24 protein-coding genes and 1 pseudogene are annotated in these 26,523 nt (G+C 72.1%); 14 read left to right on the forward strand and 11 right to left on the reverse strand.

Features of this window, described 5'->3' with window-relative positions; genetic code table 11:
- Positions 1-74: 74 nt before the first annotated feature.
- From secY to truA, 10 genes are all read left to right on the forward strand, one after another.
- Complete coding sequence (gene secY / locus H299_RS0116390) at positions 75-1,388, forward strand: preprotein translocase subunit SecY (RefSeq protein ID WP_027749279.1); 1,314 nt, start codon at positions 75-77, stop codon at positions 1,386-1,388.
- Positions 1,388-2,035: an adenylate kinase gene (locus H299_RS0116395; RefSeq protein WP_027749280.1), complete on the forward strand. Its 648-nt coding sequence runs from the start codon at positions 1,388-1,390 to the stop codon at positions 2,033-2,035. Before secY ends, H299_RS0116395 begins: the two co-directional genes overlap by 1 nt.
- Before the next feature lie 97 nt (positions 2,036-2,132).
- Complete coding sequence (map, locus tag H299_RS0116400; RefSeq protein WP_027749281.1) at positions 2,133-2,975, forward strand: type I methionyl aminopeptidase; 843 nt, start codon at positions 2,133-2,135, stop codon at positions 2,973-2,975.
- 171 nt (positions 2,976-3,146) lie between these two features.
- The gene (infA, locus tag H299_RS0116405; protein WP_003948620.1) at positions 3,147-3,368 is read left to right on the forward strand and encodes a translation initiation factor IF-1; all 222 of its coding nucleotides are present in this window, start codon (positions 3,147-3,149) and stop codon (positions 3,366-3,368) included.
- Positions 3,369-3,430: 62 nt separating this feature from the next.
- Positions 3,431-3,544 carry a 50S ribosomal protein L36 gene (gene rpmJ / locus H299_RS0116410; RefSeq protein WP_003956441.1) on the forward strand — a complete coding sequence of 38 codons (114 nt, stop codon included), beginning with the start codon at positions 3,431-3,433 and terminating at the stop codon, positions 3,542-3,544.
- 218 nt (positions 3,545-3,762) lie between these two features.
- A complete protein-coding gene (gene rpsM / locus H299_RS0116415) occupies positions 3,763-4,143 on the forward strand; it encodes a 30S ribosomal protein S13 (protein WP_027749282.1) in 381 nt (126 codons plus the stop codon).
- Between the two features lie 68 nt (positions 4,144-4,211).
- On the forward strand, positions 4,212-4,616 hold the full coding sequence (gene rpsK / locus H299_RS0116420; protein WP_016473404.1) for a 30S ribosomal protein S11: 405 nt from the start codon (positions 4,212-4,214) through the stop codon (positions 4,614-4,616).
- 166 nt (positions 4,617-4,782) lie between these two features.
- A complete protein-coding gene (locus tag H299_RS0116425; protein WP_027749283.1) occupies positions 4,783-5,805 on the forward strand; it encodes a DNA-directed RNA polymerase subunit alpha in 1,023 nt (340 codons plus the stop codon).
- A 189-nt stretch (positions 5,806-5,994) separates the two neighbouring features.
- Complete coding sequence (gene rplQ, locus H299_RS0116430) at positions 5,995-6,543, forward strand: 50S ribosomal protein L17 (RefSeq protein ID WP_027749284.1); 549 nt, start codon at positions 5,995-5,997, stop codon at positions 6,541-6,543.
- A 215-nt stretch (positions 6,544-6,758) separates the two neighbouring features.
- Positions 6,759-7,661, forward strand: coding sequence for a tRNA pseudouridine(38-40) synthase TruA (truA, locus tag H299_RS0116435; protein WP_027749285.1), 903 nt, complete (start codon positions 6,759-6,761; stop codon positions 7,659-7,661).
- A 2-nt stretch (positions 7,662-7,663) separates the two neighbouring features.
- Here truA and H299_RS0116440 read toward each other — a convergent pair whose 3' ends face one another.
- The 11 genes and pseudogenes from H299_RS0116440 to H299_RS0116490 form a co-directional block, all read right to left on the reverse strand.
- Positions 7,664-8,092: a hypothetical protein gene (locus tag H299_RS0116440; RefSeq protein WP_027749286.1), complete on the reverse strand. Its 429-nt coding sequence runs from the start codon at positions 8,090-8,092 to the stop codon at positions 7,664-7,666.
- Positions 8,093-8,219: 127 nt separating this feature from the next.
- Positions 8,220-8,672 (reverse strand): carboxymuconolactone decarboxylase family protein, encoded by a 453-nt coding sequence (locus H299_RS0116445; protein ID WP_027749287.1) that lies wholly within the window; start codon positions 8,670-8,672, stop codon positions 8,220-8,222.
- A gap of 121 nt (positions 8,673-8,793) precedes the next feature.
- Positions 8,794-9,660 carry a sigma-70 family RNA polymerase sigma factor gene (locus tag H299_RS0116450; RefSeq protein WP_027749288.1) on the reverse strand — a complete coding sequence of 289 codons (867 nt, stop codon included), beginning with the start codon at positions 9,658-9,660 and terminating at the stop codon, positions 8,794-8,796.
- Between the two features lie 145 nt (positions 9,661-9,805).
- Positions 9,806-10,783, reverse strand: a complete 978-nt coding sequence (locus H299_RS0116455) for a hypothetical protein (protein WP_027749289.1) — start codon at positions 10,781-10,783, stop codon at positions 9,806-9,808.
- Positions 10,784-10,845: 62 nt separating this feature from the next.
- Entirely contained in the window at positions 10,846-11,682 is an 837-nt protein-coding gene (locus H299_RS0116460) for a MerR family transcriptional regulator (RefSeq protein ID WP_027749290.1), read from the reverse strand.
- Positions 11,683-11,743: 61 nt separating this feature from the next.
- On the reverse strand, positions 11,744-12,115 hold the full coding sequence (locus tag H299_RS0116465) for a nuclear transport factor 2 family protein (protein ID WP_027749291.1): 372 nt from the start codon (positions 12,113-12,115) through the stop codon (positions 11,744-11,746).
- 90 nt (positions 12,116-12,205) lie between these two features.
- Entirely contained in the window at positions 12,206-15,466 is a 3,261-nt protein-coding gene (locus tag H299_RS34540) for an AAA family ATPase (protein ID WP_051262539.1), read from the reverse strand.
- A 169-nt stretch (positions 15,467-15,635) separates the two neighbouring features.
- The gene (locus tag H299_RS37605; protein ID WP_486587301.1) at positions 15,636-17,711 is read right to left on the reverse strand and encodes a S8 family peptidase; all 2,076 of its coding nucleotides are present in this window, start codon (positions 17,709-17,711) and stop codon (positions 15,636-15,638) included.
- Between the two features lie 727 nt (positions 17,712-18,438).
- A pseudogene (locus H299_RS39960) lies at positions 18,439-19,560 on the reverse strand (M28 family metallopeptidase); the annotation flags it as partial.
- A 267-nt stretch (positions 19,561-19,827) separates the two neighbouring features.
- Positions 19,828-21,084, reverse strand: coding sequence for a hypothetical protein (locus H299_RS0116485; RefSeq protein ID WP_027749292.1), 1,257 nt, complete (start codon positions 21,082-21,084; stop codon positions 19,828-19,830).
- A gap of 40 nt (positions 21,085-21,124) precedes the next feature.
- The gene (locus H299_RS0116490) at positions 21,125-21,979 is read right to left on the reverse strand and encodes a hypothetical protein (protein ID WP_027749293.1); all 855 of its coding nucleotides are present in this window, start codon (positions 21,977-21,979) and stop codon (positions 21,125-21,127) included.
- Between the two features lie 89 nt (positions 21,980-22,068).
- Here H299_RS0116490 and H299_RS0116495 point away from each other — a divergent pair, with 89 nt between their 5' ends.
- From H299_RS0116495 to glmM, 4 genes are all read left to right on the forward strand, one after another.
- The gene (locus H299_RS0116495) at positions 22,069-23,688 is read left to right on the forward strand and encodes an ATP-binding cassette domain-containing protein (RefSeq protein ID WP_027749294.1); all 1,620 of its coding nucleotides are present in this window, start codon (positions 22,069-22,071) and stop codon (positions 23,686-23,688) included.
- Positions 23,689-23,953: 265 nt separating this feature from the next.
- A complete protein-coding gene (gene rplM / locus H299_RS0116500; protein WP_027749295.1) occupies positions 23,954-24,397 on the forward strand; it encodes a 50S ribosomal protein L13 in 444 nt (147 codons plus the stop codon).
- A 42-nt stretch (positions 24,398-24,439) separates the two neighbouring features.
- Entirely contained in the window at positions 24,440-24,958 is a 519-nt protein-coding gene (rpsI, locus tag H299_RS0116505; RefSeq protein ID WP_027749296.1) for a 30S ribosomal protein S9, read from the forward strand.
- A 142-nt stretch (positions 24,959-25,100) separates the two neighbouring features.
- Positions 25,101-26,459, forward strand: coding sequence for a phosphoglucosamine mutase (gene glmM / locus H299_RS0116510; RefSeq protein ID WP_027749297.1), 1,359 nt, complete (start codon positions 25,101-25,103; stop codon positions 26,457-26,459).
- The last annotated feature ends 64 nt before the right edge of the window (positions 26,460-26,523 follow it).

Consider the following 26,523-nt stretch of genomic DNA (forward strand, 5'->3'; position numbering starts at 1 on the left):
GCACTGTTGATATCCGTCGATCCTCAAGACCGTCACCTCTCGCGTGGTTGATCGCGGGGGGCGCAGGAGGCACCGTGCTCACCGCGTTCGCCCGGGCGTTTCAGACGCCCGACCTGCGCAAGAAGCTGCTCATCACGCTCGGTATCATCGTGCTCTTCCGTCTCGGAGCGCACATCCCGGTACCGGGCGTCAGCTTTGAGAACGTCAACCAGTGTATGGACGAGGCCGAGAGCAACAGTGGTCTCTTCGGGCTGGTGAACATGTTCAGCGGTGGCGCACTGCTGCAGTTGACCATCTTCGCACTCGGGATCATGCCGTACATCACGGCGAGCATCATCCTGCAGCTGCTGGTTGTCGTGATCCCACGGCTGGAGGCCCTGAAGAAGGAGGGCTCGGCCGGGCAGGCGAAGATCACCCAGTACACCCGTTATCTGACCGTGGCGCTGGGCATTCTCCAGGCCACCGGCCTCGTTGCCACCGCGCGCAGTGGCACCCTGTTCCCGAACTGTGGTGTGGCGGACGAGATCGTTCCCGACGACAGCATCTTCACCACCATGACGATGGTGATCTGCATGACCGCCGGTACCGCGCTGGTCATGTGGCTCGGTGAGGTCATCACCGACAAGGGCATCGGCAACGGCATGTCCATCCTGATGTTCATCTCGATCGCCGCGGGCTTCCCCGGCTCGCTGTGGGCCATCAAGCAGCAGGGCAAGCTGGCCGACGGCTGGATCGAGTTCGCCGCGGTCATCGTCTGCGGTCTGGCCATGGTCGCCCTGGTGGTGTTCGTCGAACAGGCACAGCGCCGCATTCCCGTGCAGTACGCGAAGCGTATGATCGGGCGCCGTTCGTACGGCGGCACGTCCACGTACATTCCGCTGAAGGTCAACCAGGCGGGTGTGATCCCGGTCATCTTCGCGTCGTCGCTGCTCTACATCCCGGCCCTGATCGTGCAGTTCAGCAACTCCAAGGCGGGCTGGGCGACTTGGGTCGAGCAGAACCTCGTCGGCAGCGACAGTCCGGTATACGTGATCACGTACTTCCTGCTGATCGTCTTCTTCGCGTTCTTCTACGTCGCCATCTCCTTCAACCCCGAAGAAGTTGCTGACAACATGAAGAAGTATGGTGGGTTCATCCCGGGCATCCGGGCGGGACGTCCCACCGCGGAGTACCTGAGTTACGTGCTGAACCGCATCACGTGGCCGGGCTCGCTCTACCTGGGTCTGATCGCCCTGGTGCCCACCGTCGCGCTGATCACCCTCAACGCCGACCAGAACTTCCCGTTCGGCGGGACGAGCATCCTCATCATCGTGGGTGTGGGGCTCGAGACGGTGAAGCAGATCGAGAGCCAGCTTCAGCAGCGCCATTACGAAGGGTTCCTCCGCTGATGCGAATCGTCCTCGTCGGACCGCCGGGCGCGGGCAAGGGCACGCAGGCCGCGTACCTTGCCGAGAACCTGTCGATCCCGCACATCTCCACGGGTGATCTCTTCCGAGCCAACATCAGCCAGGGCACCCCGCTCGGGCTTCAGGCCAAGGAATTCATGAACGCGGGCCACCTGGTGCCCGACGAAGTCACCATCGGGATGGCCGAGGACCGCATGCGGCAGGACGACGCCGCCCAGGGCTTTCTGCTGGACGGTTTTCCGCGCAACATCGGCCAGGCCGAGGCCCTGGACGCCTTCCTGTCGGCGCACGGCCTCAAGCTGGACGCCGTGCTCGACCTGGAGGTGCCGGAGGACGAGGTGGTCAAGCGGATCGCCGGGCGCCGGATCTGCCGCAACGACAGCAGCCACGTCTTTCACGCGGAGTACAGCCGGCCCGAGAAGGAAGGCGTGTGCGACGAGTGCGGCGGCCAGCTGTACCAGCGCGAGGACGACAGTGAAGAAACGGTCCGGAAGCGTATCGCCGTGTACCACAGCGAGACCGAGCCGATCATCGACTACTACAAGAAGCAGGGGCTGGTGACCACGATCTCCGCGCTCGGCGCGGTGAACGAGGTGACCGAGCGCGCGATGCACGTGCTCGCGCCCTGACCGCAGCGCTACCGATACGGCCGTGTGCCCCGTGCGGGGCACACGGCCGTATCGTATGAGGGGCGGACGCTCCAGAAGACCCAGGAAGGCATGTCGCATGGTGGAGATCAAGACCCCGGAGCAGATCGCGAAGATGCGGGCGGCGGGGTTGGTCGTCGCCGCGATGCACGAGGCGTGCCGTGCGGCGGCCGTGCCGGGCGCGACCACGAAGGACCTGGACGACGTCGCGGCCAGGGTGCTCGCCGAGCACGGCGCCAAGCCGAACTTCCTGGGGTACGGCGGCTTCACGGGCAACATCTGCACCTCGCCGAACGACGTCGTGGTGCACGGCATCCCGGACACCCGCACGGTGCTGAAGTCCGGCGACATCATCGCCATCGACGCCGGCGCGATCATCGACGGCTGGCACGGCGACGCGGCGATCACCGTATTCGTCGGCGAGGGCCACGCGCCCGAGCTGCACGAGCTGAGCCGGGTCACCGAGGAGTCGATGTGGGCCGGCATCGCCGCGATGCGCAAAGGCAACCGGCTGGTCGACGTCTCCAAGGCGATCGAGGGGTACATCCGCCGCCAGCCGCGTCCCGCGTCGGGCAAGTACGGGATCATCGAGGACTACGGCGGGCACGGCATCGGCTCGCAGATGCACATGGACCCGCACCTGCTGAACTACGTGGACCGGCGGCGCGGCCGGGGGCCCAAGCTGGTGCCCGGCCTCTGCCTGGCGATCGAGCCGATGATCAGCCTGGGCACGGCGAAGACCCATGTGCTGTCCGACGAGTGGACGGTCAAGACCGACGACGGCAGCTGGTCCAGCCACTGGGAGCACTCGGTCGCCGTGACCGAGGAGGGCCCGCTGGTGCTGACCGCGCCGGACGGCGGGAAGGCGAAGCTGGCGGAGTACGGGATCACCGCGGCGCCCGATCCGCTCGCCGTCGGCTGAACGGCTGTCGGGCTGCCGCTGCGGCATGTGCTTATCGATCTTGTTTGCGGGGGAGACTACCCGAATTCGTCTTTCCGAGGGCCGTGACGTAGACTGGCTCGTCGGTCCAGGTCTACCCGTATGCCCTGGACCACCCCAGGTAGCCGATCCCGGAAGGTGAAGCGCTCAAGTATGGCCAAAAAACAAGGGGCCATCGAAATCGAGGGCACGGTCGTCGAGTCGCTCCCGAACGCCATGTTCAAAGTGGAGCTTCAGAACGGTCACCAGGTCCTCGCGCACATCAGCGGCAAGATGCGGATGCACTACATCCGTATCCTTCCCGACGACCGGGTCGTGGTGGAACTCTCCCCTTACGACCTGACTCGCGGGCGGATCGTCTACCGCTACAAGTAGATCTTGTCTGGCGCCCCGCGTTCCGTGGGGTGACGGGCCCTGACCCGGAGAACCTCGATTTCATGAAGGTCAAGCCGAGCGTCAAGAAGATCTGCGACAAGTGCAAGGTGATCCGCCGCCACGGCCGGGTCATGGTCATCTGCGACAACCTGCGCCACAAGCAGCGCCAGGGCTGAAGCAGTACCGACCGATCCTTCGCACCTCGCATTTCTCGCGCGACGCAAGCGATAAGTACATACGCAGTTCACCCGGCCCCCCGCTCGTGATCCGTCACCTGCCGGTGGGGACGACACCCCCGGTCGGAGGCCGGGGACCCGTCGCGCAAGCCGTACGTCCGGCTTGACGGGAGTGGTGCTGCGGAAGACCTCCGTCTCATTCATCAGGAGCCACATTCATGGCACGCCTCTCAGGCGTTGACCTCCCGCGCGAAAAGCGCGTCGAGGTCGCTCTCACCTACGTCTTCGGTATCGGGCGCACCCTCGCCCAGCGGACCCTGAGCGAGACCGGGGTCGACCCGGACACCCGCGTCCGGGACCTGGCCGAGGAAGACCTGGTCAAGATCCGCGAGTACGTGGACGGCAACATCCAGACCGAGGGTGACCTCCGTCGGGAGATCCAGGCCGACATCCGCCGCAAGGTCGAGATCGGCTGCTACGAGGGTCTGCGGCACCGTCGCGGCCTGCCCGTCCACGGTCAGCGCACCAAGACCAACGCCCGCACCCGCAAGGGCCCGCGTCGCGCCATCGCCGGTAAGAAGAAGCCGGGCAAGAAGTAGTCCGCAGCGGACACGCTGACTAGCGGTCCCAGCTGTTGGACCGACCACCTCCATTGGAGTAAATGCTTATGCCTCCGAAGGGCCGTACGGCCGGCGCCAAGAAGGTGCGCCGCAAGGAGAAGAAGAACGTCGCCCACGGGCACGCTCACATCAAGAGCACGTTCAACAACACCATCGTCTCGATCACCGACCCGACCGGCAACGTGATCTCCTGGGCCTCGGCCGGGCACGTCGGCTTCAAGGGCTCGCGCAAGTCGACCCCGTTCGCCGCCCAGATGGCCGCGGAGAACGCCGCCCGCCGCGCGCAGGAGCACGGCATGCGCAAGGTCGACGTCTTCGTCAAGGGCCCCGGCTCCGGCCGTGAGACCGCGATCCGCTCCCTCCAGGCCACCGGCCTCGAGGTGGGTTCGATCCAGGACGTCACCCCGACCCCGCACAACGGCTGCCGCCCGCCGAAGCGCCGCCGGGTCTGACGCCCGAGCCGTAGTCGCGCTGCCCGCAGTACGCGCGGTAGCTGCGGCAGCGGAAAAGCAAGCACATCAGGGGTGCGGGCGGTACGGGTCCACTTCGGGCCGTGCCGCCCGTATCCTTGCAGTACGGCATCAAATAGTGGTTGCCGAAGACTGGAGGCACAATCTCATGCTGATCGCTCAGCGCCCCTCTCTGACCGAAGAGGTCGTCGACGAGTTCCGCTCCCGGTTCGTGATCGAGCCGCTGGAGCCGGGCTTCGGCTACACCCTCGGGAACTCCCTGCGGCGTACGCTCCTCTCCTCGATTCCCGGTGCGGCTGTGACCAGCATCCGGATCGACGGGGTCCTGCACGAGTTCACCACCGTGCCGGGCGTCAAGGAGGACGTCACCGACCTCATCCTCAACATCAAGAGCCTCGTCGTCTCCTCGGAGCACGACGAGCCGGTCGTGATGTACCTGCGCAAGCAGGGCCCCGGCCTGGTCACGGCGGCGGACATCGCGCCGCCGGCCGGTGTCGAGGTGCACAACCCCGACCTGGTCCTCGCCACGCTCAACAACAAGGGCAAGCTGGAGATGGAGCTGACCGTCGAGCGCGGTCGCGGCTACGTCTCGGCCGTGCAGAACAAGCAGGTCGGCCAGGAGATCGGCCGCATCCCGGTCGACTCCATCTACTCGCCGGTTCTCAAGGTCACCTACAAGGTCGAGGCGACCCGAGTCGAGCAGCGCACCGACTTCGACAAGCTGATCGTCGACGTCGAGACCAAGCAGGCCATGCGCCCGCGTGACGCGATGGCCTCGGCGGGCAAGACGCTGGTCGAGCTGTTCGGTCTGGCGCGCGAGCTGAACGTCGACGCCGAGGGCATCGACATGGGCCCGTCGCCGACGGACGCGGCGCTCGCCGCGGATCTGGCGCTGCCGATCGAGGAGCTGGAGCTGACGGTCCGCTCGTACAACTGCCTCAAGCGCGAGGGCATCCACTCCGTGGGCGAGCTGGTGGCCCGCTCCGAGGCCGATCTGCTGGACATCCGCAACTTCGGTGCGAAGTCGATCGACGAGGTCAAGGCGAAGCTGGCCGGCATGGGCCTGGCCCTCAAGGACAGCCCGCCCGGATTCGACCCGACGGCCGCCGCCGACGCGTTCGGCACGGACGACGACGCCGACCAGGGCTTCGTGGAGACCGAGCAGTACTGATCTTCCGCCTGCGGCGGAGGCGGGCCGGGACCTGTCGGGTCCCGGCCCGCACCCCCGCCCGCGGACCACGCACGGTCCGCGGGCATTCCGGGGCGGCGCGTGCCGCCTCGGGCCCGTACGGGCAGCAGCCCGTGCGGACCCTGACACCGGTACCTGATACGGCCGGTGCAGAGACCCAAGGAGAAAGACATGCCGAAGCCCACCAAGGGTGCCCGTCTGGGCGGCAGTGCCGCGCACCAGAAGGCGATGCTGGGGAACCTCGCGACCAGCCTCTTCGAGCACGGCCGCATCACCACGACCGAGGCGAAGGCACGCCGCCTGCGCCCGTTCGCGGAGCAGCTGATCACCAAGGCGAAGAAGGGCGACCTTCACAACCGGCGGCTGGTCATGCGTACGGTCCTGGACAAGAGCGTGGTCCACACGCTGTTCACCGAGATCGGCCCGCGCTACGAGAACCGGCCCGGTGGCTACACCCGTATCACCAAGATCGGCCCGCGCCGCGGCGACAACGCGCCGATGGCGGTCATCGAGCTGGTCGAGGCGCTGACCGTGCAGCAGGCGGCGGTCGGCGAGGCCGAGGCGGCGACGAAGCGGTCGGCGAAGGACGCGGCGGGTGACGACGCGGTCGCGGAGCTGAAGAAGGACAAGGCTCCGGCGGACGCGGCCGAGGCCGACGACGCGGCGGAGTCGAAGGACGACGCGAAGGACGACGCGAAGGACGAGGCGAAGGACGCGTAGGCGTTCTGAGCTGTGCACGTCGGCGGGTCCGCTCCGGTCGGAGCGGGCCCGCTGGTGTGTCAGGGGAGCGGCAGGAGCGGGCTCGTCTTCAGGGCCGGGTAGGGCCCGGGCAGTTGCAGGAGCCTGCCGTGTGTGCGGTGTGTCCGCGAACTGTTACGTCGGGTAGCACCCGTTCGAGGTAAGGGGGCCAGTGGTGCGGGTGAGAGGATCGGCTCGTGAGCGACGACGTGGAGCCCGGGTTCGTGCGGGTGCGGCTTGATCTGTCCTACGACGGCAAGGGCTTCTCCGGCTGGGCCCGCCAGCGGGAGCGGCGCACCGTGCAGGGCGAGCTGGAGGAGGCCCTGCGCGTCGTGCTGCGGCTGGACGCTCCGGTGGAGCTGACCGTCGCGGGCCGCACCGACGCGGGGGTGCACGCGCGGGGGCAGGTCGCCCACGTGGACCTGCCGGAGGCCGTCTGGGCCGAGCAGGGTGAGCACGGCGAGCAGCTGCGGCGCAGGCTGGCGGGGCGGCTCCCGATGGACGTACGGGTGTGGCGGTCCGCCGCGGCCCCCGCGCACTTCAACGCCCGCTTCTCCGCGATCTGGCGCCGCTACGCCTACCGCGTCAGCGACCACCCCGGCGGCGTGGACCCGCTCCAGCGCGGCCATGTGCTGTGGCACAACTGGCCGCTGGACCTGGACGCCATGAACGCCGCCGCCGGACTGCTGCTGGGCGAGCACGACTTCGCCGCGTACTGCAAGAAGCGCGAGGGCGCCACGACGATCCGTACGCTGCGGCGGCTGAGCTGGGTGCGGCGGGCGGACGGCGTGCTGGAGGCGACCGTCCAGGCGGACGCCTTCTGCCACAACATGGTGCGTGCGCTGGTCGGCGCGATGCTGTTCGTCGGGGACGGGCACCGGCCGCCCGAGTGGCCCGGGCAGGTGCTGGCGGCGGGCGTACGGGACTCGGCCGTGCACGTCGTACGGCCGCACGGGCTGACCCTGGAGGAGGTCGGCTATCCGGCGGCGGGGGAGCTGGCGGCCCGCAACCGGGAAGCGCGGAACAGGCGGACACTTCCCGGCGCGGGCGCGGGCGCGGGCTCAGGCGCGAGCGCGGGCCCGGCTGCGGGCTGCTGCTGAACTCAGAGGTTGTCGCCCCAGCCGCCCTGGATCATGGTCTGGAAGGCCCAGGCGCCTTCTCGTCTGATCAGGATGTCCGCGTACCGCATCCGCTGGGTGTGGCCCTCGGCGGTCATGGTCGAGTCGGTGAAGACGACGGCCATGGCGGCGGAGAGGAAGACCGGCGTCCGTACCGAGTCGAAGGTGAGGTCCTCGCCGCCGTCGCCCATCACCTGGGTCATGGTCTCGATGAACTGCGCCCGGTCCCACTGGGCCGAGCGGCCGTTCCCCGCGGAGTCGTCGCTCACGAGGTTGAGCGGGAAGACCGCCATGTCGGCCATGCGCTCGACCTTCCGCCGGGCACTGAGGGCGTCGTACTCGGCGAACCAGGCGTCCAGGCTCTTCCGGTCCTCGTCGGTGGGCTCGTATCCGGTGTCGGGTAGAACGGGCATGTGTGCTCCCCACTACGGGCGGTGCCCGCAATAGTCAAGTTTGATTACATCGAGACGGTAGCTCGCCTTTCGCAGGTAGTCAAGTTTGAATAGTCATTTTCCCCGCACGACACCCCGGCTCCCGCACCTACTCCGCCCCTCCGGAGCGCGACGCGGGCTTCATCTCCAGCGGCACGCCCAGCCGGTTGAGCGCGTTGATCAGCGCGACCTGGAGCACCAGGTGCCCGCGCTCCGCCTCGTCGGGGAAGCGCGCGCACAGCTCCCGCCACACCTCCTCGTCCACACTGGGGCCCAGGGTGACCGCCTCGGTGTAGGCGAGGGCGGCCCGCTCCCGCTCGTCGAAGAGCAGCGACTCCTCCCAGACCGGCAGCTGGTCCAGCCGGTCCTGGCGCTCACCGAGGCCGCGCAGCTCGCGGACGTGGAGGTCGACGCAGTAGACGCAGCCGTTCAGCTGCGAGGCCCGGATCTTGACCAGCTCGCGCACGGTCGCCTCCAGCGGTCCGGTGCGGATCGCGGCGTCCGTACGGCCGATCGCCTGGTACGGCTCCGGCGCCGCTGTGCTGAGATCCATCCGTGCCATCACGTGCTCCTCTGCTGTCCGGTCTGCTGTGTCCGGCGGCGTACGACGCCGTGTTCTCGCCAGGGAGACGGGACAGCCCTGCCGGGTGTGACGGCGTACGCGCGACGGCCCCGCGGCGGGCTCAGAGGTGCGCGAGCTTCGAGGGGGTCATCTGCCGCCGGTACGCGGCGATCCGGCCGCCGCGCAGCACCACCGTGTCGACGCAGTGCACGGCACCCTCGCGGCGGCACAGCAGCGCGGGCTCGCCGCCGACCTCCACCACCGCCGCGCGCAGCCGCAGCCGGTCCCGCCCCACCCGCAGCAGCACCTCCGCGACGCGCCGCCCGCCCACGATCGGCTTGCGGGCCGCGAAGACCTCGCCGCCGCCGTCCGTGAGGTAGACCGCGTCCGGGTCCAGCAGCCGCACCAGCACCTCCAGGTCCCCGGCCTCGTACGCCGTGCGGAAGGCCAGCAGCACCCGCTCGCGCTCGGCGCGCGGTGCCCCGGTACCGGCCTCGCCCGCCGCCCTGGCCGAGGCGACCTTGCGGCGGGCGCGGGAGAGGAGCTGGCGGGTCGCGGCCGGGGTGCGGTCCAGCACCCCGGCGATGCGCGGCGTCTCCAGCGCGAACACGTCGCGCAGCACGAAGGCGACGCGCTCCGGCGGGTTCAGCCGCTCCATGACCAGCATCATGGCCGCGCCCACGGACTCGTCGACCAGCACCGGCTGCGCCGCGTCCGGCCCGGTCAGCAGGGGTTCGGGCAGCCAGGGGCCGACGTACTCCTCGCGGCGCACGCGGGCCGACCGGAGGATGTCGTACGCCCGGCGCGCCGCGACCGTCACCAGCCAGGCGCGCCGGTCCGCGATCTCGGCCGGCGGGGTCCGCGTCGTGCGCAGCCAGACATCCTGGACGACGTCCTCGGCGTCCGCGACGCTGCCCAGCAGGCGGTAGGCCACGCCGAAGACGGCGGGGCGGTGCTCCTGCCACTCGTCGCCCGGCATCCCCCGCATGCCGGAGGGGCTTTGCTGCTCGTCGGTCACAGGCGGATTCAACCACCGGCCGTCGGCCGGTGCCGTGTCCGGCGAGGTTCAGCCGCTCGCCCCCCGGCGTGGACGGGGGAGGGGCCGCAGGGCGGGCACGCGCCGGGCCGCCGTGCTACCGGGCGCCCCCGCCGGGCACCGCGGCGGTCTCCCCGGCCAGGGCCTCGCGCAGCAGCTCGTAGCCGGGGGCCAGGCGGTGCAGCCCCGCCTCCAGGGCCCCGTCGTCGCCGGTGACCAGCGGGTGCTGGAGGCTGCCCAGGACGCGGGCCTGGCCGTCGGCGGCGGTCGCTGCCGCGTTGAGGCCCAGCATGTCCAGACAGGCGGCGGCGTCGGCCAGCCGGCGGGCGCCGACCGGAACGCCGAACGTCGCCAGCAGCGTCCGGATGCCCGGCGCGAGCCCTGTGCGCACCTGTCCGGCCAGCGCCTCGACGGCGGCGGCCCCGCCGAGCGTGCCCGGCGGGACCGGCAGGTCCGTGCGGCCCGCCAGCCAGCGGACGGCGTCCGGCAGCGACCGCCGCAGGGCGTCCTCGACGGTGACCTCGCGTTCCCTGACGAAGCCGGTACGCAGCACGAACGGGGTGTCGATGTAGGTGACCGCGCTGCCCCGCCAGGAGTCGAGGAAGGCGGCGGTGGGCAGGGTCGCGTACGGGTGGCCGTGCGGGTCGTGCAGCAGGACGCGCTGCGTGTCCGCCTCCAGCACCACGAGGTAGTGGTCGGCCACGTCCTCGTCCGGCTGGGCGGAGGTGCCCGGCTGGAAGGTGTGGCATTGGTACGGCAGCAGCCCGATGTCCAGCGGTCCGGCCAGTACGGGGCCACGGGCGCACGCGGCGCGCAGGCGGTCGAGCGCCTCGTCGGGTGTGCCCCCGTCGGAGCGCTCGCAGCGCAGGCCGAGCAGGGCGACGGCCGCGTCGAGACCGGCCTCCGGGTCCCAGCCGCACGGGTCGAACAGCGGCAGGGTACCGGCGGCCAGCTGGACGCCGAAGGGGGAGCCGGTCAGCGTCTCGATGACACCGGGCGAGGGGGCTCGGCGGCCGAGCACCATCGCGAGGGAGTCGCTGTAGCAGTAGGCGGCGGAGCCGGAGTAGGTGAGCATGCGAAGACCTTCGGTCGTACGGACGGGACGCAGGCCGGGAACGCGGCGGCAGCCGCCGGGCCCTACGGGGTGAGGGGCTGCTGGAGTTCCGTCACCCACTCGGCGCTGTCCTCGGGGCAGGCCAGGGACACCTCGCGGGTGTAGCCGACGGAGCGCTGCCCGTTCGCGTCGATCCAGCGGGCCAGTGCCTGGGCAGAGGTGAGGACGTCGTCCATCGGGCCGCGGTGTACGAGGACGGCGGCGCGCGCGACGGCGGGCAGCCGGACGATTCGCGCGCCCCCGGTGTCCGGTACGCCCCCGGAGCCCAGCGTGTCCACCGCGACCGGCAACCCGGCGTGCACGGCGATCGTGCCGTCCGCGGCGTCCTCGTACCGGGCGATGCCGGGACCGGTGGGCGACACCCCGGCGGCCTCCAGGCGGCTGCACAGCTCGTCGAAGAGGGGGCCGACCACCGGCCCGATCTGCTGGGGGTCGAAGTCTGCGGCGGTGCCGGTGAGCACGGCCAGGCGCAGCGGCGGCAGACTCCTGATGACGACGTCTTCCTCGGTGGGCATGCGGCCCTCGCTCTCGATCGTCCGGAGCCTCGCCTCGACCTGGGTCAGCCGGGCCGCCGCGTCGGCCATGGCCGTGCGCAGCTCCGCCTGCCGAAGCCGCAGCATGCCGCGCAGCTCCGCCACGCTGACCCGCTCGTGCAGCACCGTCTCGACCTGCTGGAGGCTGAAGCCCAGCTCCTTGAGGGCGATGACGCGGTTGAGCTGGGTGAGCTGCGCGGCCTGGTAGTAGCGGTAGCCGCTGGACGGGTCGACGTGGGCGGGGCGCAGCAGCCCGATGGCGTCGTAGTGACGCAGCATGCGGACGGACACGCGGCCGTGTGTGGCGAACTCTCCGATGGTGAACATGACGTCTCCCAGTGCAGGGCCTCACACGGGGGGAGAGTCAACCGCAGGGAAGGCCGATGCCTCAGAACATCCCGTTGTCGTTCGCCGCCGTGTCCGGGATGTCCTGCTGGACGTCCCAGTGTTCGACGATTTTGCCGTCCGCCAGCCGGAAGATGTCCACGGACGCCTTGCCCCGGTCGTCGGGGGACATCGCCATCCGGCTGTGCATCACGACGAGGTCGCCCTCGGCGACGAAGCGCTTCGGTTCGAGGATCAGCTGCGGGAAGGCGCTGACGAAGCCGACGAACGACTCCGGGCCGTCCTTCGCCCGGGGGTTGTGGTTGATGTAGGTGGGGCCGACGTACTTCGCGACGGCTTCGGCGGGCTGCCTCTCGGCGAAGGCCAGCCGGACGAAGGACTCGACGGTCCGCTTGTTCTGCTCCGCATCGGTCATCGTTCCATCTCACCAACCCGTCGGCGGGGCGGGAAGATCAAGCCGTGTCAGAGCTGTGGTGCGGCAGGTCAACTCTTCGTGCGGCGGCCGTCACTCAGGCGCGCCCGGACCGCCCGCGCCGCCCTGCCCGCCTGCCCCGCCCGGACTGCCCGGACCGCCTGCGCCGCGCAGCCAGGAGCTGAGCTGGGTGCGCGAGCGCACCCCCAGCTTGCGGTAGACGCGGGTGAGGGACGCCTCGATGGTCTTCACGCTCAGGAACATCCGGGTGGCCACCTCCTGGTTGGTGGCCCCCTCGCCGACGAGCAGGGCGATGCGCTCCTCGCTCTCCGTCAGCAGCCCCGGCGCCCGCGCCGGGCCGGCCTCGCCGCCCCAGGGGCCGCCCCCCACACCGCCGGGGTCGAACGCGTCCAGGCCGCGCCCCGCCTGCTCCGCCCACGGCCGGGCGTCGCAGCGGGTGAAGAGGGCCAGCGCCTCGTCCACCGCGTGCCGGGCCGCCGCGTGCCGCCGCCGGCGCCGTTCGATACGGGCCTGCTCCAGTAGGCAGTGGCCGGTCTCCAGCGGCTGCCCCAGCGCGGTGAAGCGCTTGATCGCGCCGCCCAGCAGCTCCAGCGCGCCCTCGGGGTCGCCGCGCGCGATCCGTACGGCCGCCTCCGCGCGGTCGAGCTGGCCGGTGACCGCCCCGCCCCGGGTACGGCCGCCCAGCGCGGCCCGTGCGGCGCGGATGACCTCCTCCGCCTGGTCCGGTTCGCCCAGCGCTGCGAGCCCGGCGGCCAGGTCGCCGTGCCAGCGCTGCACCTGCGGTGAGGAGAGGCCCTGGGACCGGTCGAGGGCCTGGATGCTGCGCAGCGTCCGTACGGCGCCCCGTACGTCCCCGGTGCGCAGCCGGGCCACGCCCAGCACGTGCAGGTGGCGGGGGTGGAAGATCGCGTCGCGCTCCTGCTCGGAGGCGCGCAGCCCGCGTTCGGCGTAGCCGGTGGCGCGGGCGATGGTGCCGCCCGCCAGTTCCGCTACGGCCGCGTTGTACCAGCCGGGGCCGGGGCTGAGGGAGGCCTCCTCGGCGATGCGGACGGCGCGGTCCGCGAAGTCCAGGGCCTCCCGGCAGCGGCCCATCCGCACCGAGACCTCCGAGAGGCCGCGCAGCACGTGGACGACCTCCTCGCCGGTGCCGCGCTCGACCATGGCCAGCATGCGTAAGAGTTCCTCGCGCGCGTCCTCGAGCCGGTCGTCGAAGACGGCGAAGCGGGCGGCGAAGAAGCGCGGTGCCACGTGCATCAGGCCGCGCAGCGGCGGCTGGGGCAGGCGCAGGGCGCGCTCCAGGTGCGCGTCGTAGTCGGAGTGGCCCATGATCCGGGCGGTCATCGCCCGGTTGGTGAGCGCCATCGCCTCGGTGGCGGTGTCCCCGGCCGCCCGGGCGTGCTCCCGGGCGCGGTCCGACTCCCGTGCGCTGCGCCCGGGCTGGCCGTCCACGAGCGCGGCCCAGGCCAGCCGGAGCCGCACCAGGGCCAGCAGCGCCGGATCTCCCTCGGCGTCCAGGAGCGCGGCGGCGAGGATCTCGTCCATCTCGCCCAGGCCTTGACCGGAGAGGTCGATGAGCGCGATCCGCACGCGTACGCGCTGCGAGGTGGTGGAGTCGGCGGCGAGTACGGCGTCCGCCGCCCGGTGCACCAGCTCGGGCAGCCCGGCGAAGGCGCCCGCCTCGGCGGCGGCGACCAGCCATTCGAGGCGCTGCGCGTCGAGTGCGCCCGGCGTGCGGTCGGCCGCCAGCAGGTACAGCTCGGCGGCCATCCGGTGCGAGCCCTGCCGGGCGGCGGCCTCGGCGGCGGTGACCAGGGAGCGGGCCACCTCGGCGTCCGGGCCGGACTGGGCCAGCGCTCGGTGGCGTATCCGGCCGGCGGCGTCGGGGACGACGGCGGCCAGGGCGGTGTGCACCTCGGCGCGGTGGGCGGCGTCGGCGTACTCGGCCAGTACGGTGCCGACGGCGGGCGGGGTGAAGCGCAGGTCGCTGCCCTCGGTGACGAGCAGTCCGGCCGCGGTGGCGAGCCGGATGTCGTGCGCGGCGTCCGTACGGCCCGCGCGCAGCAGCAGCGGGAGGGTGGGACGGGCCGCGAACGCCGCCGTCAGCAGCGTCTCGCGGGTCTCTGCGGGCAGGGTGTCCAGGCGCTCGCTGATGAGGGCGTGCACGCGCTGGGGGAGCGGGGCGGGGCGCCAGTGGCGGGGGATGCGGTCGGTGAAGGCGCCGCCCAGGGCGAGTGCCAGGTAGGGGTTGCCGCCGGAGTCGGCGTGCAGCTTGTTGGCGACGCGGGCCGGGAGGCCGTACTGCTCCAGGAGTTCGGCCAGCACGTCCGGGGCCAGCGGCGGCACGGCCAGCTCGACGGAGGTGGGGGTCGGCGACCAGAGCGGGGCGCCGTCGGGGGCGGCGGGGCGGTGGGCGCCCGCCGTGCCCAGGGCGCCGGGCGGCAGGCGTCCGGCGGGGAGGTATCCGGCGGGGAGGTACTCGGTGGGCAGGTGCTCGGTGGGGAGGTGGCGCGCGGGGCGGTGCGGGTCGCGCTCGCGCGCGACGCGGACGGCGGGGTCCGGCGCGCCCGGCGTGCTCGCCGCGTCCGCCGTGTCCGCGCCCGCCGCGCCCGCCGGGGGAGCCGCCCCGCGCAGCCGTACGGCCGGGCCGCCGCCCGTCGGCCAGCGGCCCGCCACCACCGCCCGTACGCCCCGGCCGGTCAGCCGCCGGGCCGCGTAGCGGACGGCTCCGACCGAGGCGGTGTCCAGCCACTGCGCGTCGTCGATGAGCACCAGCACGCGCTGCCGTGCAGCGCACCGCCCCAGGAGTTCGCGCCAGGCGAGCTGGCAGACCGCCTGCGCCTCGCCGGGGGCGGTGGCGCGGCGGTCGCCCAGCGCGATGCCGTGGAGCGCGGTGCGCAGCGGTTCGGGGAGCTGGGCGAGACGGTCGCCGGGCACCTGGCCGAGCAGGTCGGCGAGCCCGGCGTAGGGAATCCAGCGTTCGGTCTCGGCCCCGGCGGCGCGCAGGACCAGTTCGCCGCGGGCGGCGGCCGTCGCGCCGACCGTCTCCATCAGGGCGGTCTTGCCGATGCCGCTCGGTCCCGTCAGTACGGCGCTGCCGTTGGCGGCCAGCCGGGCTTCGAGGGCGGTCAGCAGTGCGGCGCGGCCGACCAGTGGCGGTGGCGGGGGCAGCGGCGGCCCGGTGGTGGCGTGCTCGGTGCGGTCGCTGTCGCCGTCGGGCTCGCGGTGCCTGCTGCGGTCGCTGCGCCTGCTGCGCGCGCTGTGCCTGGTGTGACCGACGGGACCGGCGTGATCGGCGGATTCGGCGGATTCGGCGATGGGTTCCCCCTCCGGCACGGGCGGGACATCGCGCCGACCCTACCGACCCCACCCGCGATTGTCAGCGGCGTCGCAACCCCGGGAGCCATCCGGAATGCGGACCTCGGCGGCCGGTCAGCAGGAATCCGTGCGGAGGGCGCCGGTGTGCAGGGGAGTGCACACCGGCGCCCTCGCACAGCGGCTGGGATCAGGCCACGTCGACCGTCGTGTCGTCGATCACGAAGGACGTCTGGAGGTAGGCGTCCTCCTTCCCGGCGAAGCGGATCTGGATGTCCTGGCCCGCGTACTCGGCCAGATCCAGGGCCTGCTTCTGGTAGCCGCTGCCCGAGTCCGTGTTGGAGTAGGTCTTCAGGGTGTCCAGCACGGTCGTGCCGCCCGCGTTGAGCACCTGCACCTCGAAGGTGTCGTACGCGGTGCCCGGCGCCTCGTCGGTGTCGATGTGCAGGTGGAAGCCGAGCGAGTACTGCGCGCAGCCCGCCGGGAGCGAGACACGCTGCTGGAGGGTGTCGCTGTGCGTGCTGCCGCGCCCGTTCAGCCAGGCGTTCCAGCTGCCGGTGCGCGGGGCCTGGCCGGACGCCTGCCACTGCCCGATCACGTACTGGGTCGCGGTCCACCCGGTGGCGCCGGACTCGAAGCCGGGGTTGGCGAGCTTCTGGCCCGGGTTCGCGCAGTCGCCGCCACCGCCGCCGGTGACCGTCAGGGCGAAGGTGACGCTGTGCTCGGCGGAGGGCGAGGTGCCCTTGAGGGTGATCGTGTGCGTGCCGGAGGGGGTGCTCGCCGAGGTCGTGAGGGTGAGGCCGGACGAGTCCCCGGTGGTGACCGCGGCCGGGTCGAAGGCGGCCCGGACTCCGCTGGGCAGGCCCGCGGCGCTCAGCTGGATGTTCTCGGCGGAGCCCTTGGCGATCGCGGTGGACACCTTGGTGCCGGTGGCCTGGCCCGCCTCGACCGTACGGGCGTCGGGGCTGGCGGCCAGGGTGAAGTCGTTGTCCGGGTCGGGGTCGCCGCCGCCGTCGTTCACCACGCGCAGCAGCTTGTTGGGTGAGCCGGTGCCCGGGTTCTGCACCACGCCGTCGGTGGCGTTCTCCACCAGGTAGTCGCGGATCTGCTGCGGGGTCCAGGCCGGGTGGGCGCCCGCCACCAGCGCGGCGGCACCGGCTGTGTGCGGCGAGGCCATCGAGGTGCCGCTGATGGTGTTCCGCGCGCTGTCCCCGGTGTTCCAGGCCGAGGTGATGTCGGTGCCCGGGGCGAAGAGGTCCAGGCAGCTGCCCTTGTTGGAGAAGACCGACCGGGTGTCGTTGCGCGCGGTCGCGCCGACCGTGATGGCCTCGGCCACCTTGGCGGGCGAGGTGTTGCAGGCGTTGGCGTCGTCGTTGCCCGCCGCCAGCGCGTAGGTGATCCCGGCCTGGATGGAGCCGCGTACGGCGCTGTCGAGGGTGGGCGAGGAGCCGCCGCCCAGGCTCATGTTGGCCACCGAGGTGTCGGCCGCGTTCGCCGTCACCCAGTCGACGCCCGCGATGACGCCCGCGTTGCTGCCGCTGCCCTGGCAGTCGAGCACCTTGACGGCGACCAGCCGCGCGCTCTTGGCGACGCCGTAGGACGTGCCTCCCGTGGTGCCCGCGACGTGGGTGCCGTGGCCGTTGCAGTCGGTGTTGTTGCTGTCGACGGTGTTGGTGCCCCAGCTGGCGCGGCCGCCGAAGTCGGTGTGGGTGGTGCGGATTCCGGTGTCGATGACGTACGCGGTGACGTTCGCGGAGGTGTCCGGGTAGGTGTAGCTGGCGTCCAGCGGCAGCTGGGCCTGGTCGACCCGGTCCAGGCCCCAGGACGGCGGGTTGGGCTGGGTGCCCAGGGCCCGTACCCGCTGGTCGGCCTCCACGCGGGCGACCGCCGGGTCGGCGGCCAGTTCGCGCGCGGACGCCTCGTCCGTACGGAGGGCGAAGCCGTGCAGGGCGGCGGAGTAGGTACGGGTGACCTCGCCGCCGTGTTCGGCGGCCAGGCTCCTGGCCGTGCCGGCGACCGCCGGGTCGCCCTTGAGCGTGACGAGGTAGCTGCCCTTGATCCGGTCGGGGCTGTGGGTGCCGACGACGGTGCCCTCGGGAGTGCCGCCGTCCGCGGCGAGCGCGGGGCTGGCCACGGCGGCGCCGGTGAGCATCGCGGCCACGGTGGCGGCCGTGAGCGCGCACTTGGCGGCGAGGCGTGCGGTCAGGCGTGCGGCGGGTCGTCCGGCAGGTCGTCTTCGGGACAGGGTCCGGGTCCTGGGTTTCATGGGGTCCTCACTTCGGGAGCGGTCATTACTCGACGTGGGGGGTGCGTCGCGTCGGGTCCGGCGGGGAAGGGGCGCGCGGTGCGGTGGTACGAGCGGTGCGGCTGCGCTGCGGCTGCGTCCGTGGCTGCGGCTTGGCGCCGCGCGTCCTGCCGGACCGGTCATGACGTCCGGTCTGGGGTGCGAACCAGTGCTGGGTCAGGCGCTCTCAGGGCGTGTCGTAGCCCAGGGTGTAGCCGCCGCCGCCCGAATAGGCGTGCACCTGATAGCGGTAGTAGCCCGCGGTGCCGCTGTAGCTCAGCTCCTCGTCGGCCTCCGGGGTGGCGCCCTGGTCGACCTCGGCCCAGCTCGAACCGTTCCACTTCTGGAGGTAGAGGTCGAAGTCCGTGCCGTCCGGGGCGTCCAGGCAGGCGCGGTGGGTGCCGGAGGTGCCGGCGTAGTAGTAGCTGCCGTCCGGCTGGATGGCGGTGCCGCCGCTGGTCAGGTTCCCGGTGCGCTGGGTCTGGAGGCCGGAGCAGCTGGAGGTGCCGTTGACGGTGAGGGTGTAGTCCGCGCTGCTGCTGGTCTCGCCGCCCGTCCCGGTGATCTTCAGCGGGTAGCGGCCCGAGGGCGCGTCGTTCGCGGCGGTCAGGGTCACGCTCGCACTCCCGCCGGAGGTCACCGTCTCCGGCGAGAACGACGCGGTGACGCCCTTGGGCAGGCCGGCCGCGGACAGCCGCAGCTGCTGCGGGTCCCCCTTGGTCGTACGGGTGGCGACGGCGGCGGTCACGCTGCCCCCGGCGTCCAGCGTCCCGGCGGCCGGATCGACCGACACCGTGAAGCCGTTCGCCGACTGCGACCCGCCCATCGTCCACAGCGCGTACGCGATGGCGTCCGCGTTGCGGTTGAGCGCGGTGTCGTTGATGTTGCTCGTGGTGTCGCACGAGGAGTGGTAGCAGCGGTCGAACGCCTGCCCCGACGTACCGCCCCACAGCTGGGCCTGGGCCGCGGTCTTGCGGCCCTCGGCGCCGGTGAAGGTGCCGCCCGCGGCGATGCCGACCCGGATGAACGGGCCGTAGTCGCTGCGGCCGTCGAAGTCGGTGCCGCGGGTGGGCACGCCGATCGAGGTGAAGTAGTCCTCGAGCACGTTCTCCATCTCCGCCGAACCCGCCGGGCCGGGGCCGGAGCCGGTGCCGTCGGAGTTGTCGCCGTCGTAGAGGAAGTAGCCCGCGTTCGGCGAGCCGACCATGTCGAAGTTGTAGTAGCCGTCGATCCGGGCGCGCTCCGCTGCGGGCAGCTGGTTGACGTAGTGCGTCGAGCCGATCAGGCCCAGCTCCTCCGCGCCCCACCAGGCGAACCGCAGGTGCTTGTCCGGCTGGTGGCCCGAGCGGGCCACCTCGAGCGCCACCTCCAGGATGGCCGCCGAGCCGCTGCCGTTGTCGTTGATGCCCGCGCCGCCGCTCACGCTGTCCAGGTGGGCACCGGCCATCAGCACCTGCTCGGCGTTGCCGCCGGGCCAGTCCGCGACGAGGTTGTAGCCCGTGCGCCCGGAGTAGGAGAAGGACTGCACCTGGGTCTGGAAGCCGACGGCGTCCAGCTGCTGCCGCACGTAGTCGATCGACGCCTTGAAGCCGGGCTGGCCGTGCGCCCGGTTGCCGCCGTTCGCGTTGGCTATCTGCTGGAGCTGGCTGAGATGCCCCTTCACGTTGGTCAGCGAGATGTCCGGCACGGCGGCGGCGGCGGACGCGCCGCGCTCGGCCGTACCCGCGGCGGGCGCCGCCGACGCGCTGCCCGTGAGGGCCAGGCCCGGCAGGGACAGCGCCAGGGCCGCGACGGACGCGGCGAGGGCCCGGCCGGGGGATCTTCGCGGCAGCCGGCCGGCCGCCCCGCGTGACGAGCGTGGTGCACGGGACTTCGCGGGGTGGTCCGCACGGTCCGCACGGACAGGTCTCACGCGTCTCAGCATCCCGTCCTCCCTTCCTCGGTCCGCCCCTTCCGGCCGATCGGGCCGTACGCAGGGGCGTGGGCCGCCGTGGCCCACGCCAGAGGCTAGGAAGGGAGCGGGCGGGCGGAATCGGGGAAAACCCTTGCGACCCCCCAGGGGTACGGGAAGCGGAACGGGCCGCGGGAGCGGACCGGTTCAGTACGGGCGGGCGTAACTGCCCGGTGCGGAAGCCGCGCCCGGACCGGAGTAGGCGCCCGGACCGGAGTAGGCGCCCGGACCGGAGTACGCCTCCGGGGGCGCGGGCCGGTGCGGCGGCAGACCGGCGGCGGCGCCCAGCGCGAGATCGAAACCCTCGTGCCGGATGCGCAGATCCACATACAGCAGGCTGGCGACCAGGTACGGGAACGGCATTGTCAGCACCGCGCCGAAGGCCAGCACCGCGCCCACCACGGCGACCAGCCCGACCACCGAGCCGAGCGACCAGTCGCTGCCGTCGGTGCTCGTGAGCAGCAGCTCGATGCTGACGGTGCTGCTGAGCATCAGGATGTACTGGAGGATCTGGTCGGCGATCGCGCACAGCACCGACACCAGCAGCGTGATGCCCAGCACCCGCCACCACGACCCCCGTACGAGCCGCGCGGAGCGGCGCATCGACGCCACCGGCCGCTGCTCCTCCAGCACGGCGGCGGACGGGGCGAGGCCCAGTCGGACGTAGAAGAAGGCCGCCAGGCCCAGGCAGCCGAGCAGCACCGGCAGGGACAGCACCAGCGACCAGCCGCCCAGCATGTGCACGCCCAGCACGTCCGGCCCCAGGTCGAGCGCGCCGAACAGCCCGGCGAAGAACGCGCCGTAGCCGGCCACCACCAGGCCCCCGACGAGCAGACCGGTCAGCAGCTGCACACCGAAAACGGCCGTCATGCGCGGGCGGGCGCACCGCCACAGTTCACGGGACGGCAGGTGCCTGCCCAGCACGGCGTACGAGACGGCGACGGCGCACGCGGAGTGCAGCGCCGCCAGCGCGTACCCGGCCGCGCACAGCAGCAGGAGCAGCACCAGCGCGCCGACCCCCGCCAGCGCGGCGACCTGGCTGCCGGTCACCGGGTCCGAGCCGTGGCCGAGATCGCTGAGCGTGCTCCAGGTGAGGAGCAGGCCCAGGCCGCCCGCCGCGCCGGTGGCGAGCAGCCCCAGGGCGACCACGGCGAGGCAGAAGCCGTAGAGCTGCTTCCAGAAGCGGCCCAGCGTGCCGAAGGCGCCGCTCAGCAGGTCGCCGAGTTCGAGCGGGCGCAGGGGGACGACCCCCGGCTGCGGCGCCTGCGGCGGCGGTGGCGGTGCCCAGCCCGGCCACGGGCCACCGCCGTGCTGCCACGGGCCGCCGCCCGGCCCCGGCCCCGGGCCGCCGTGCTGCCATGCGCCGTTCGGTCCCGGTCCGGGCCCTGGTGCCGTGTAGGTCATGCCGTCCCCCTCATGCCGTGCCCTCGCTCCGAAACCCGCCTCAGTCCGCCCGCGCGTCCGCCGCCGCCTGCTCCTTGCCCCGCTGGAGGATGCGCGCGTACCCGAAGTCGGAGCCGTCCAGCGCCGCCTGCTTGGCCTTCTCGTCCGAGGCGGGGGCGGGCTTGCCGTCGGTGTGCCCGGCGATGGTGAAGAAGGCGTAGCGGCCCAGCGCGTTGACCGTCGTACGGCAGGTCACCGTGCGGCAGTAGGCCGGGACGTCGCCCCCTGGCAGCGAGGCGATGTTGGGCTCGTACCCCGCCTTGACCGCGGATGCCTTCGCCTGCGAGTCGAAGACGGCGATGCCGAGGGTGAAGGCCAGCCCCTTGTGCGCGTAGGTCGCCCGGAAGACCGTGCCGCAGCCGTACTTGCTCAGCACCGGGCCCAGACCGCCCTGCACGGCGCCGGTGCACTTCTTCGTGGTGTCCCTGGCGGCCAGCTGGTACTTCTTCCCGTTGACGGTCACCGTCTTCTGCGGGAAGAGGGACTCCTCGGTCAGCGGGGCCTTGTCCTTCTCCGGGCTGTTGAGGTAGTCCTGCGGCGGCGCGGGCGGCAGGTCCTTCTCGAACGACGGCTCCGGGCCGGGGCTGGAGGGCAGGTCCTCGGGCGTCGGCAGGCCCTTCGAGGGCTTGTCGGACGCCTTGGAGCCGCCGCTCTCGCTCACCACCGCCACCGCCACGATCCCCGCGACGGCCGCCGTCGCCAGCGCCCCGCCGCCGACGAGCAGCCAGCGCCTGCGGCGCCGCCGCCTGCGCGCCGTCTCCTCGGCCATGGCCGACCAGTCCGGAGTGCCACCGCCCCACCCCGGAGTACCGCCGCCCCCGGCCCCCCACTGGGGACCCCCCTGCCCAAAGCTCATGCGGCGCATCCTACGGTCTGGCCCGCGACGTGGGCGGCCCGGTAAATCGACTTGGCCGCACGCGCGCGGTTCGGACACAATCCGGCAGCATGGGACACCTCGAAGCAGCGCACCTGGAGTACTACCTGCCCGACGGAAGGGTGCTGCTGGGGGACGCGTCCTTCCGCGTCGGAGACGGTGCCTCCGTGGCCCTGGTCGGCGCGAACGGGGCGGGCAAGACCACCCTGCTCCGGCTGATCGCGGGCGAGCTGCGCCCGCACGGCGGGTCGGTCACCGTCAGCGGCGGCCTGGGCGTGATGCCGCAGTTCGTGGGGTCCGTACGGGACGACTCGACGGTGCGCGACCTGCTGGTCTCCGTGGCGACGCCGCGCATCCGGCAGGCGGCGGCCGAGGTCGACCGGGCCGAGCTGGCGATCATGGAGGTCGACGACGAGGCCGCGCAGATGAACTACGCGCAGGCCCTCAGCGACTGGGCCGAGGCGCGCGGGTACGAGGCCGAGACGGTGTGGGACATCTGCACCACGGCCGCGCTCGGCATCCCCTACGCGACGGCGCAGTGGCGCAAGCTGACCACCCTCTCCGGCGGCGAGCAGAAGCGGCTGGTCCTGGAGGCGCTGCTGCGCGGCACGGACGAGGTGCTGCTGCTGGACGAGCCGGACAACTACCTCGACGTGCCCGGCAAGCGCTGGCTGGAGGACCGGCTGAACGAGACGCGCAAGACCGTCCTGTTCGTCTCGCACGACCGCGAGCTGCTGGCCCGCGCGGCCGACAAGATCGTCAGCGTCGAGCCGAGCCCCGCGGGCAGCGACGTGTGGGTGCACGGCGGCGGCTTCGGCACGTACCACGAGGCGCGCAAGGAGCGGTTCGAGCGCTTCGAGGAACTGCGGCGGCGCTGGGACGAGAAGCACGCCCAGCTCAAGAAGCTGGTGCTGGACATGCAGCAGTACGCGGCGCGCAGCGACGAGATGGCCTCGCGCTACCAGGCGGCGAAGACCCGGCTGCGGAAGTTCGAGGAGATCGGCCCGCCGCCGGAGCCGCCGCGCAAGCAGGACATCACCATGCGGCTGCACGGCGGCCGTACCGGCGTGCGTGCGATCACCTGCGCGCAGCTGGAGCTGAGCGGGCTGATGAAGCCGTTCGACCTGGAGGTCTTCTACGGCGAGCGGGTCGCCGTGCTCGGCTCGAACGGCTCCGGCAAGTCGCACTTCCTGCGGCTGCTGGCGGGCGACGAGGTGGCCCACACCGGCGCCTGGAAGCTCGGCGCGCGCGTCGTGCCCGGCCACTTCGCGCAGACCCACGCGCATCCGGAACTGATCGGCCGCACCCTGCTGGACATCCTGTGGGAGGACCACGCCCGCGACCGGGGCAGGGCGATGAGCACGCTGCGCCGGTACGAGCTGACCGGGCAGGCCGAGCAGCGCTTCGGCAAGCTCTCGGGCGGCCAGCAGGCCCGCTTCCAGATCCTGCTGCTGGAGCTGGCGGGCAGTACGGCGCTGCTGCTGGACGAGCCGACGGACAACCTGGACCTGGAGAGCGCGGAGGCGCTCCAGGAGGGGCTGGAGGCGTACGAGGGGACGGTGCTGGCCGTCACCCACGACCGCTGGTTCGCGCGGACCTTCGACCGCTTCCTGGTCTTCGGCGCGGACGGCCGGGTGCGGGAGGCGCCGGAGGCGGTCTGGGACGAGGGGCGGGTCGCCCGGGTGCGCTGAGAGCCTGTCGGGGCGGGGGGCGGTTTTGACCCCTGTCCCGGGGACCGGGTATTCTGCGGGTTCGTTATGTGTATTGGTTGCTCATTCTCACGTGAGGGGCCCTTACACCGGCCCACCGGCCGATGACCAGCGATCAGCACTCGGTTGCGTCACCGATGTGCGGTCCTGCTGCCGTGATCGGTCAGGTGGCCTTGTCAGGACCCATCCGCCGGGCTCTCACAGGCCCGGAGGAGATCCCATTCACTGAGAAGCGAAGGCTACGACCGTGCGTACGTTCAGCCCCAAGCCCGGCGATGTCCAGCGCCAGTGGCACGTCATCGACGCCCAGGACGTCGTCCTGGGACGTCTGGCCACCCAGGCCGCCACTCTTCTGAGGGGCAAGCACAAGCCGGTGTACGCGCCTCACGTCGACACCGGTGACTTCGTCATCGTCATCAACGCCGACAAGGTGCACCTGTCCGGCAACAAGCGGACCCAGAAGATGGCCTACCGCCACTCCGGGTACCCGGGCGGCCTGCGTTCCGTCCGCTACGACGAGCTGCTGGCGAAGAGCCCGGAGAAGGCGGTCGAGAAGGCCGTCAAGGGCATGCTGCCCAAGAACACCCTCGGCCGTCAGATGCTCTCGAAGCTGAAGGTCTACGCGGGCGACCAGCACCCGCACGCTGCCCAGCAGCCGGTCCCGTTCGAGATCACCCAGGTCGCGCAGTAAGTCCCGGCCACCACCCCAGACGAAGAGAACCCAGGAGAACTCGTGGCCGAGACCACCGCTGAGACCCCCGTCAACGAGAGTGCCGACGAAGAGGTCCAGGAGTACACGACCGAGACCCCCGAGGCGCCGGAGGAGTTCACCTCCGAGTCCCTCGCGTCGCGCTTCGGCGACCCGCAGCCCGCCGCGGGCACCGGGCGCCGCAAGAACGCCATCGCCCGTGTCCGGATCGTTCCGGGCAGCGGCAAGTGGAAGATCAACGGCCGCACCCTGGAGGGGTACTTCCCCAACAAGGTGCACCAGCAGGAAGTCAACGAGCCCTTCAAGGTGCTCGAGCTGGACGACCGCTACGACGTGGTCGCCCGCATCGCCGGCGGCGGCATTTCCGGCCAGGCCGGTGCGCTGCGCCTCGGTGTGGCCCGCGCGCTGAACGAGGCGGACGCGGACAACAACCGCGGTGCGCTGAAGAAGGCGGGCTTCCTCACCCGTGACTCGCGCGCCGTCGAGCGCAAGAAGGCCGGTCTGAAGAAGGCCCGCAAGGGCACGCAGTACAGCAAGCGCTGACGCAAGGCGCTGGCGCGGCTGCACGCCGTTTTGTGGTGGACGCCCCGGCGACACGTTCCGTGTCGCCGGGGCGTTCGCTTTGTATCTTGAGGGAAGCCGGGCGCCATCGGAGACCGGCCCTGCGCGATCTGGAGGACGACAAGTGGCACGACTCTTCGGTACGGACGGTGTGCGCGGTGTGGCCAACGGCGGTCTGACGGCCGAGCTGACTCTCGGCCTCTCCGTCGCCGCGGCCCATGTGCTCGCCGAGGCGGGGACCTTCGAGGGGCATCGCCCGACGGCGGTCGTCGGACGGGACCCGCGCGCGTCCGGAGAGTTCCTGGAGGCCGCCGTCGTGGCGGGCCTGGCCAGCGCGGGCGTGGACGTGCTGCGGGTGGGTGTGCTGCCGACCCCGGCGGTGGCGTACCTGACCGGCTCGCTCGGCGCCGACCTGGGCGTGATGCTCTCCGCCAGCCACAACCCGATGCCCGACAACGGCATCAAGTTCTTCGCGCGCGGCGGCCACAAGCTGCCCGACGAGCTGGAGGACCGCATCGAGCGGCTCTACCACGAGCACGCGGCGGGCGAGCCGTGGAACCGCCCCACCGGCGCCGGCGTGGGCCGCGTACGGGACTACGACGAGGGCTTCGACAACTACGTCGCGCACCTGGTGGGCGTGCTGCCCAACCGGCTCGACGGGCTGACCGTGGTGATCGACGGCGCGCACGGCGCCGCCTCCCGCGTCTCGCCGGAGGCCTTCGCCCGGGCGGGCGCCGAGGTGATCACCCTCGGCACCGAGCCGGACGGGCTCAACATCAACGACGGCTGCGGGTCGACCCACCTGGAGGGGCTGCGCGCTGCCGTCGTCGAGCACGGCGCCGACCTGGGCGTCGCGCACGACGGGGACGCGGACCGCTGCCTGGCGGTGGACGCGGCGGGCGAGGAGATCGACGGGGACCAGATCCTGGCCGTGCTGGCGACGGGCATGCGGGAGGCCGGGACCCTGCGCCAGAACACCGTGGTGGCCACCGTGATGTCCAACCTGGGCTTCAAGCTGGCGATGCGGCGCGAGGGCATCACGCTGCTCCAGACCGCGGTCGGCGACCGCTACGTGCTGGAGGAGATGAAGCGCGGCGGCTACTCGCTGGGCGGCGAGCAGTCCGGGCACGTCGTCGCCCTGGACCACGCCACCACCGGGGACGGCACGCTGACCGGGCTGATGCTGGCGGCGCGGGTCGCCACCACCGGGCGGTCGCTGGCGCAGCTGGCGGCCGTGATGCAGAGGCTGCCGCAGGTGCTGGTCAACGTGCCGGACGTGGACAAGTCGCGGGTGACCACCTCCGCCGAGCTGGCCACCGCGGTGGCGGACGCGGAGCGCGAGCTGGGCGGGACGGGGCGGGTGCTGCTGCGCTCCTCCGGCACGGAGCCGCTGGTGCGGGTGATGGTGGAGGCGCCGGAGATCGAGGCGGCGCGGGCGGTGGCCGACCGGCTGGCGGACGTCGTCAAGCGCGTCCTGGGCTGACGCGCGGGCCGCTCTGAATGCCCGGTTCGCTCCGCGCCGGGTGGAATGTCAGTGGGGTGCGTCA

This window comes from Streptomyces sp. CNH287 (genome assembly GCF_000424825.1).

Coding starts and splice junctions, on each gene's coding strand:
- H299_RS0116395 (WP_027749280.1), top strand. CDS start 1,388: ATGCGAATCGTCCTCGTCGGACCGCCGGGCGCGGGCAAGGGCACGCAG.
- map (WP_027749281.1), top strand. CDS start 2,133: ATGGTGGAGATCAAGACCCCGGAGCAGATCGCGAAGATGCGGGCGGCG.
- infA (WP_003948620.1), top strand. CDS start 3,147: ATGGCCAAAAAACAAGGGGCCATCGAAATCGAGGGCACGGTCGTCGAG.
- rpmJ (WP_003956441.1), top strand. CDS start 3,431: ATGAAGGTCAAGCCGAGCGTCAAGAAGATCTGCGACAAGTGCAAGGTG.
- rpsM (WP_027749282.1), top strand. CDS start 3,763: ATGGCACGCCTCTCAGGCGTTGACCTCCCGCGCGAAAAGCGCGTCGAG.
- rpsK (WP_016473404.1), top strand. CDS start 4,212: ATGCCTCCGAAGGGCCGTACGGCCGGCGCCAAGAAGGTGCGCCGCAAG.
- H299_RS0116425 (WP_027749283.1), top strand. CDS start 4,783: ATGCTGATCGCTCAGCGCCCCTCTCTGACCGAAGAGGTCGTCGACGAG.
- rplQ (WP_027749284.1), top strand. CDS start 5,995: ATGCCGAAGCCCACCAAGGGTGCCCGTCTGGGCGGCAGTGCCGCGCAC.
- H299_RS0116440 (WP_027749286.1), bottom strand. CDS start 8,092: ATGCCCGTTCTACCCGACACCGGATACGAGCCCACCGACGAGGACCGG.
- H299_RS0116445 (WP_027749287.1), bottom strand. CDS start 8,672: ATGGCACGGATGGATCTCAGCACAGCGGCGCCGGAGCCGTACCAGGCG.
- H299_RS0116450 (WP_027749288.1), bottom strand. CDS start 9,660: ATGCGGGGGATGCCGGGCGACGAGTGGCAGGAGCACCGCCCCGCCGTC.
- H299_RS0116455 (WP_027749289.1), bottom strand. CDS start 10,783: ATGCTCACCTACTCCGGCTCCGCCGCCTACTGCTACAGCGACTCCCTC.
- H299_RS0116460 (WP_027749290.1), bottom strand. CDS start 11,682: ATGTTCACCATCGGAGAGTTCGCCACACACGGCCGCGTGTCCGTCCGC.
- H299_RS0116465 (WP_027749291.1), bottom strand. CDS start 12,115: ATGACCGATGCGGAGCAGAACAAGCGGACCGTCGAGTCCTTCGTCCGG.
- H299_RS37605 (WP_486587301.1), bottom strand. CDS start 17,711: ATGAAACCCAGGACCCGGACCCTGTCCCGAAGACGACCTGCCGGACGA.
- H299_RS0116485 (WP_027749292.1), bottom strand. CDS start 21,084: ATGACCTACACGGCACCAGGGCCCGGACCGGGACCGAACGGCGCATGG.
- H299_RS0116490 (WP_027749293.1), bottom strand. CDS start 21,979: ATGAGCTTTGGGCAGGGGGGTCCCCAGTGGGGGGCCGGGGGCGGCGGT.
- H299_RS0116495 (WP_027749294.1), top strand. CDS start 22,069: ATGGGACACCTCGAAGCAGCGCACCTGGAGTACTACCTGCCCGACGGA.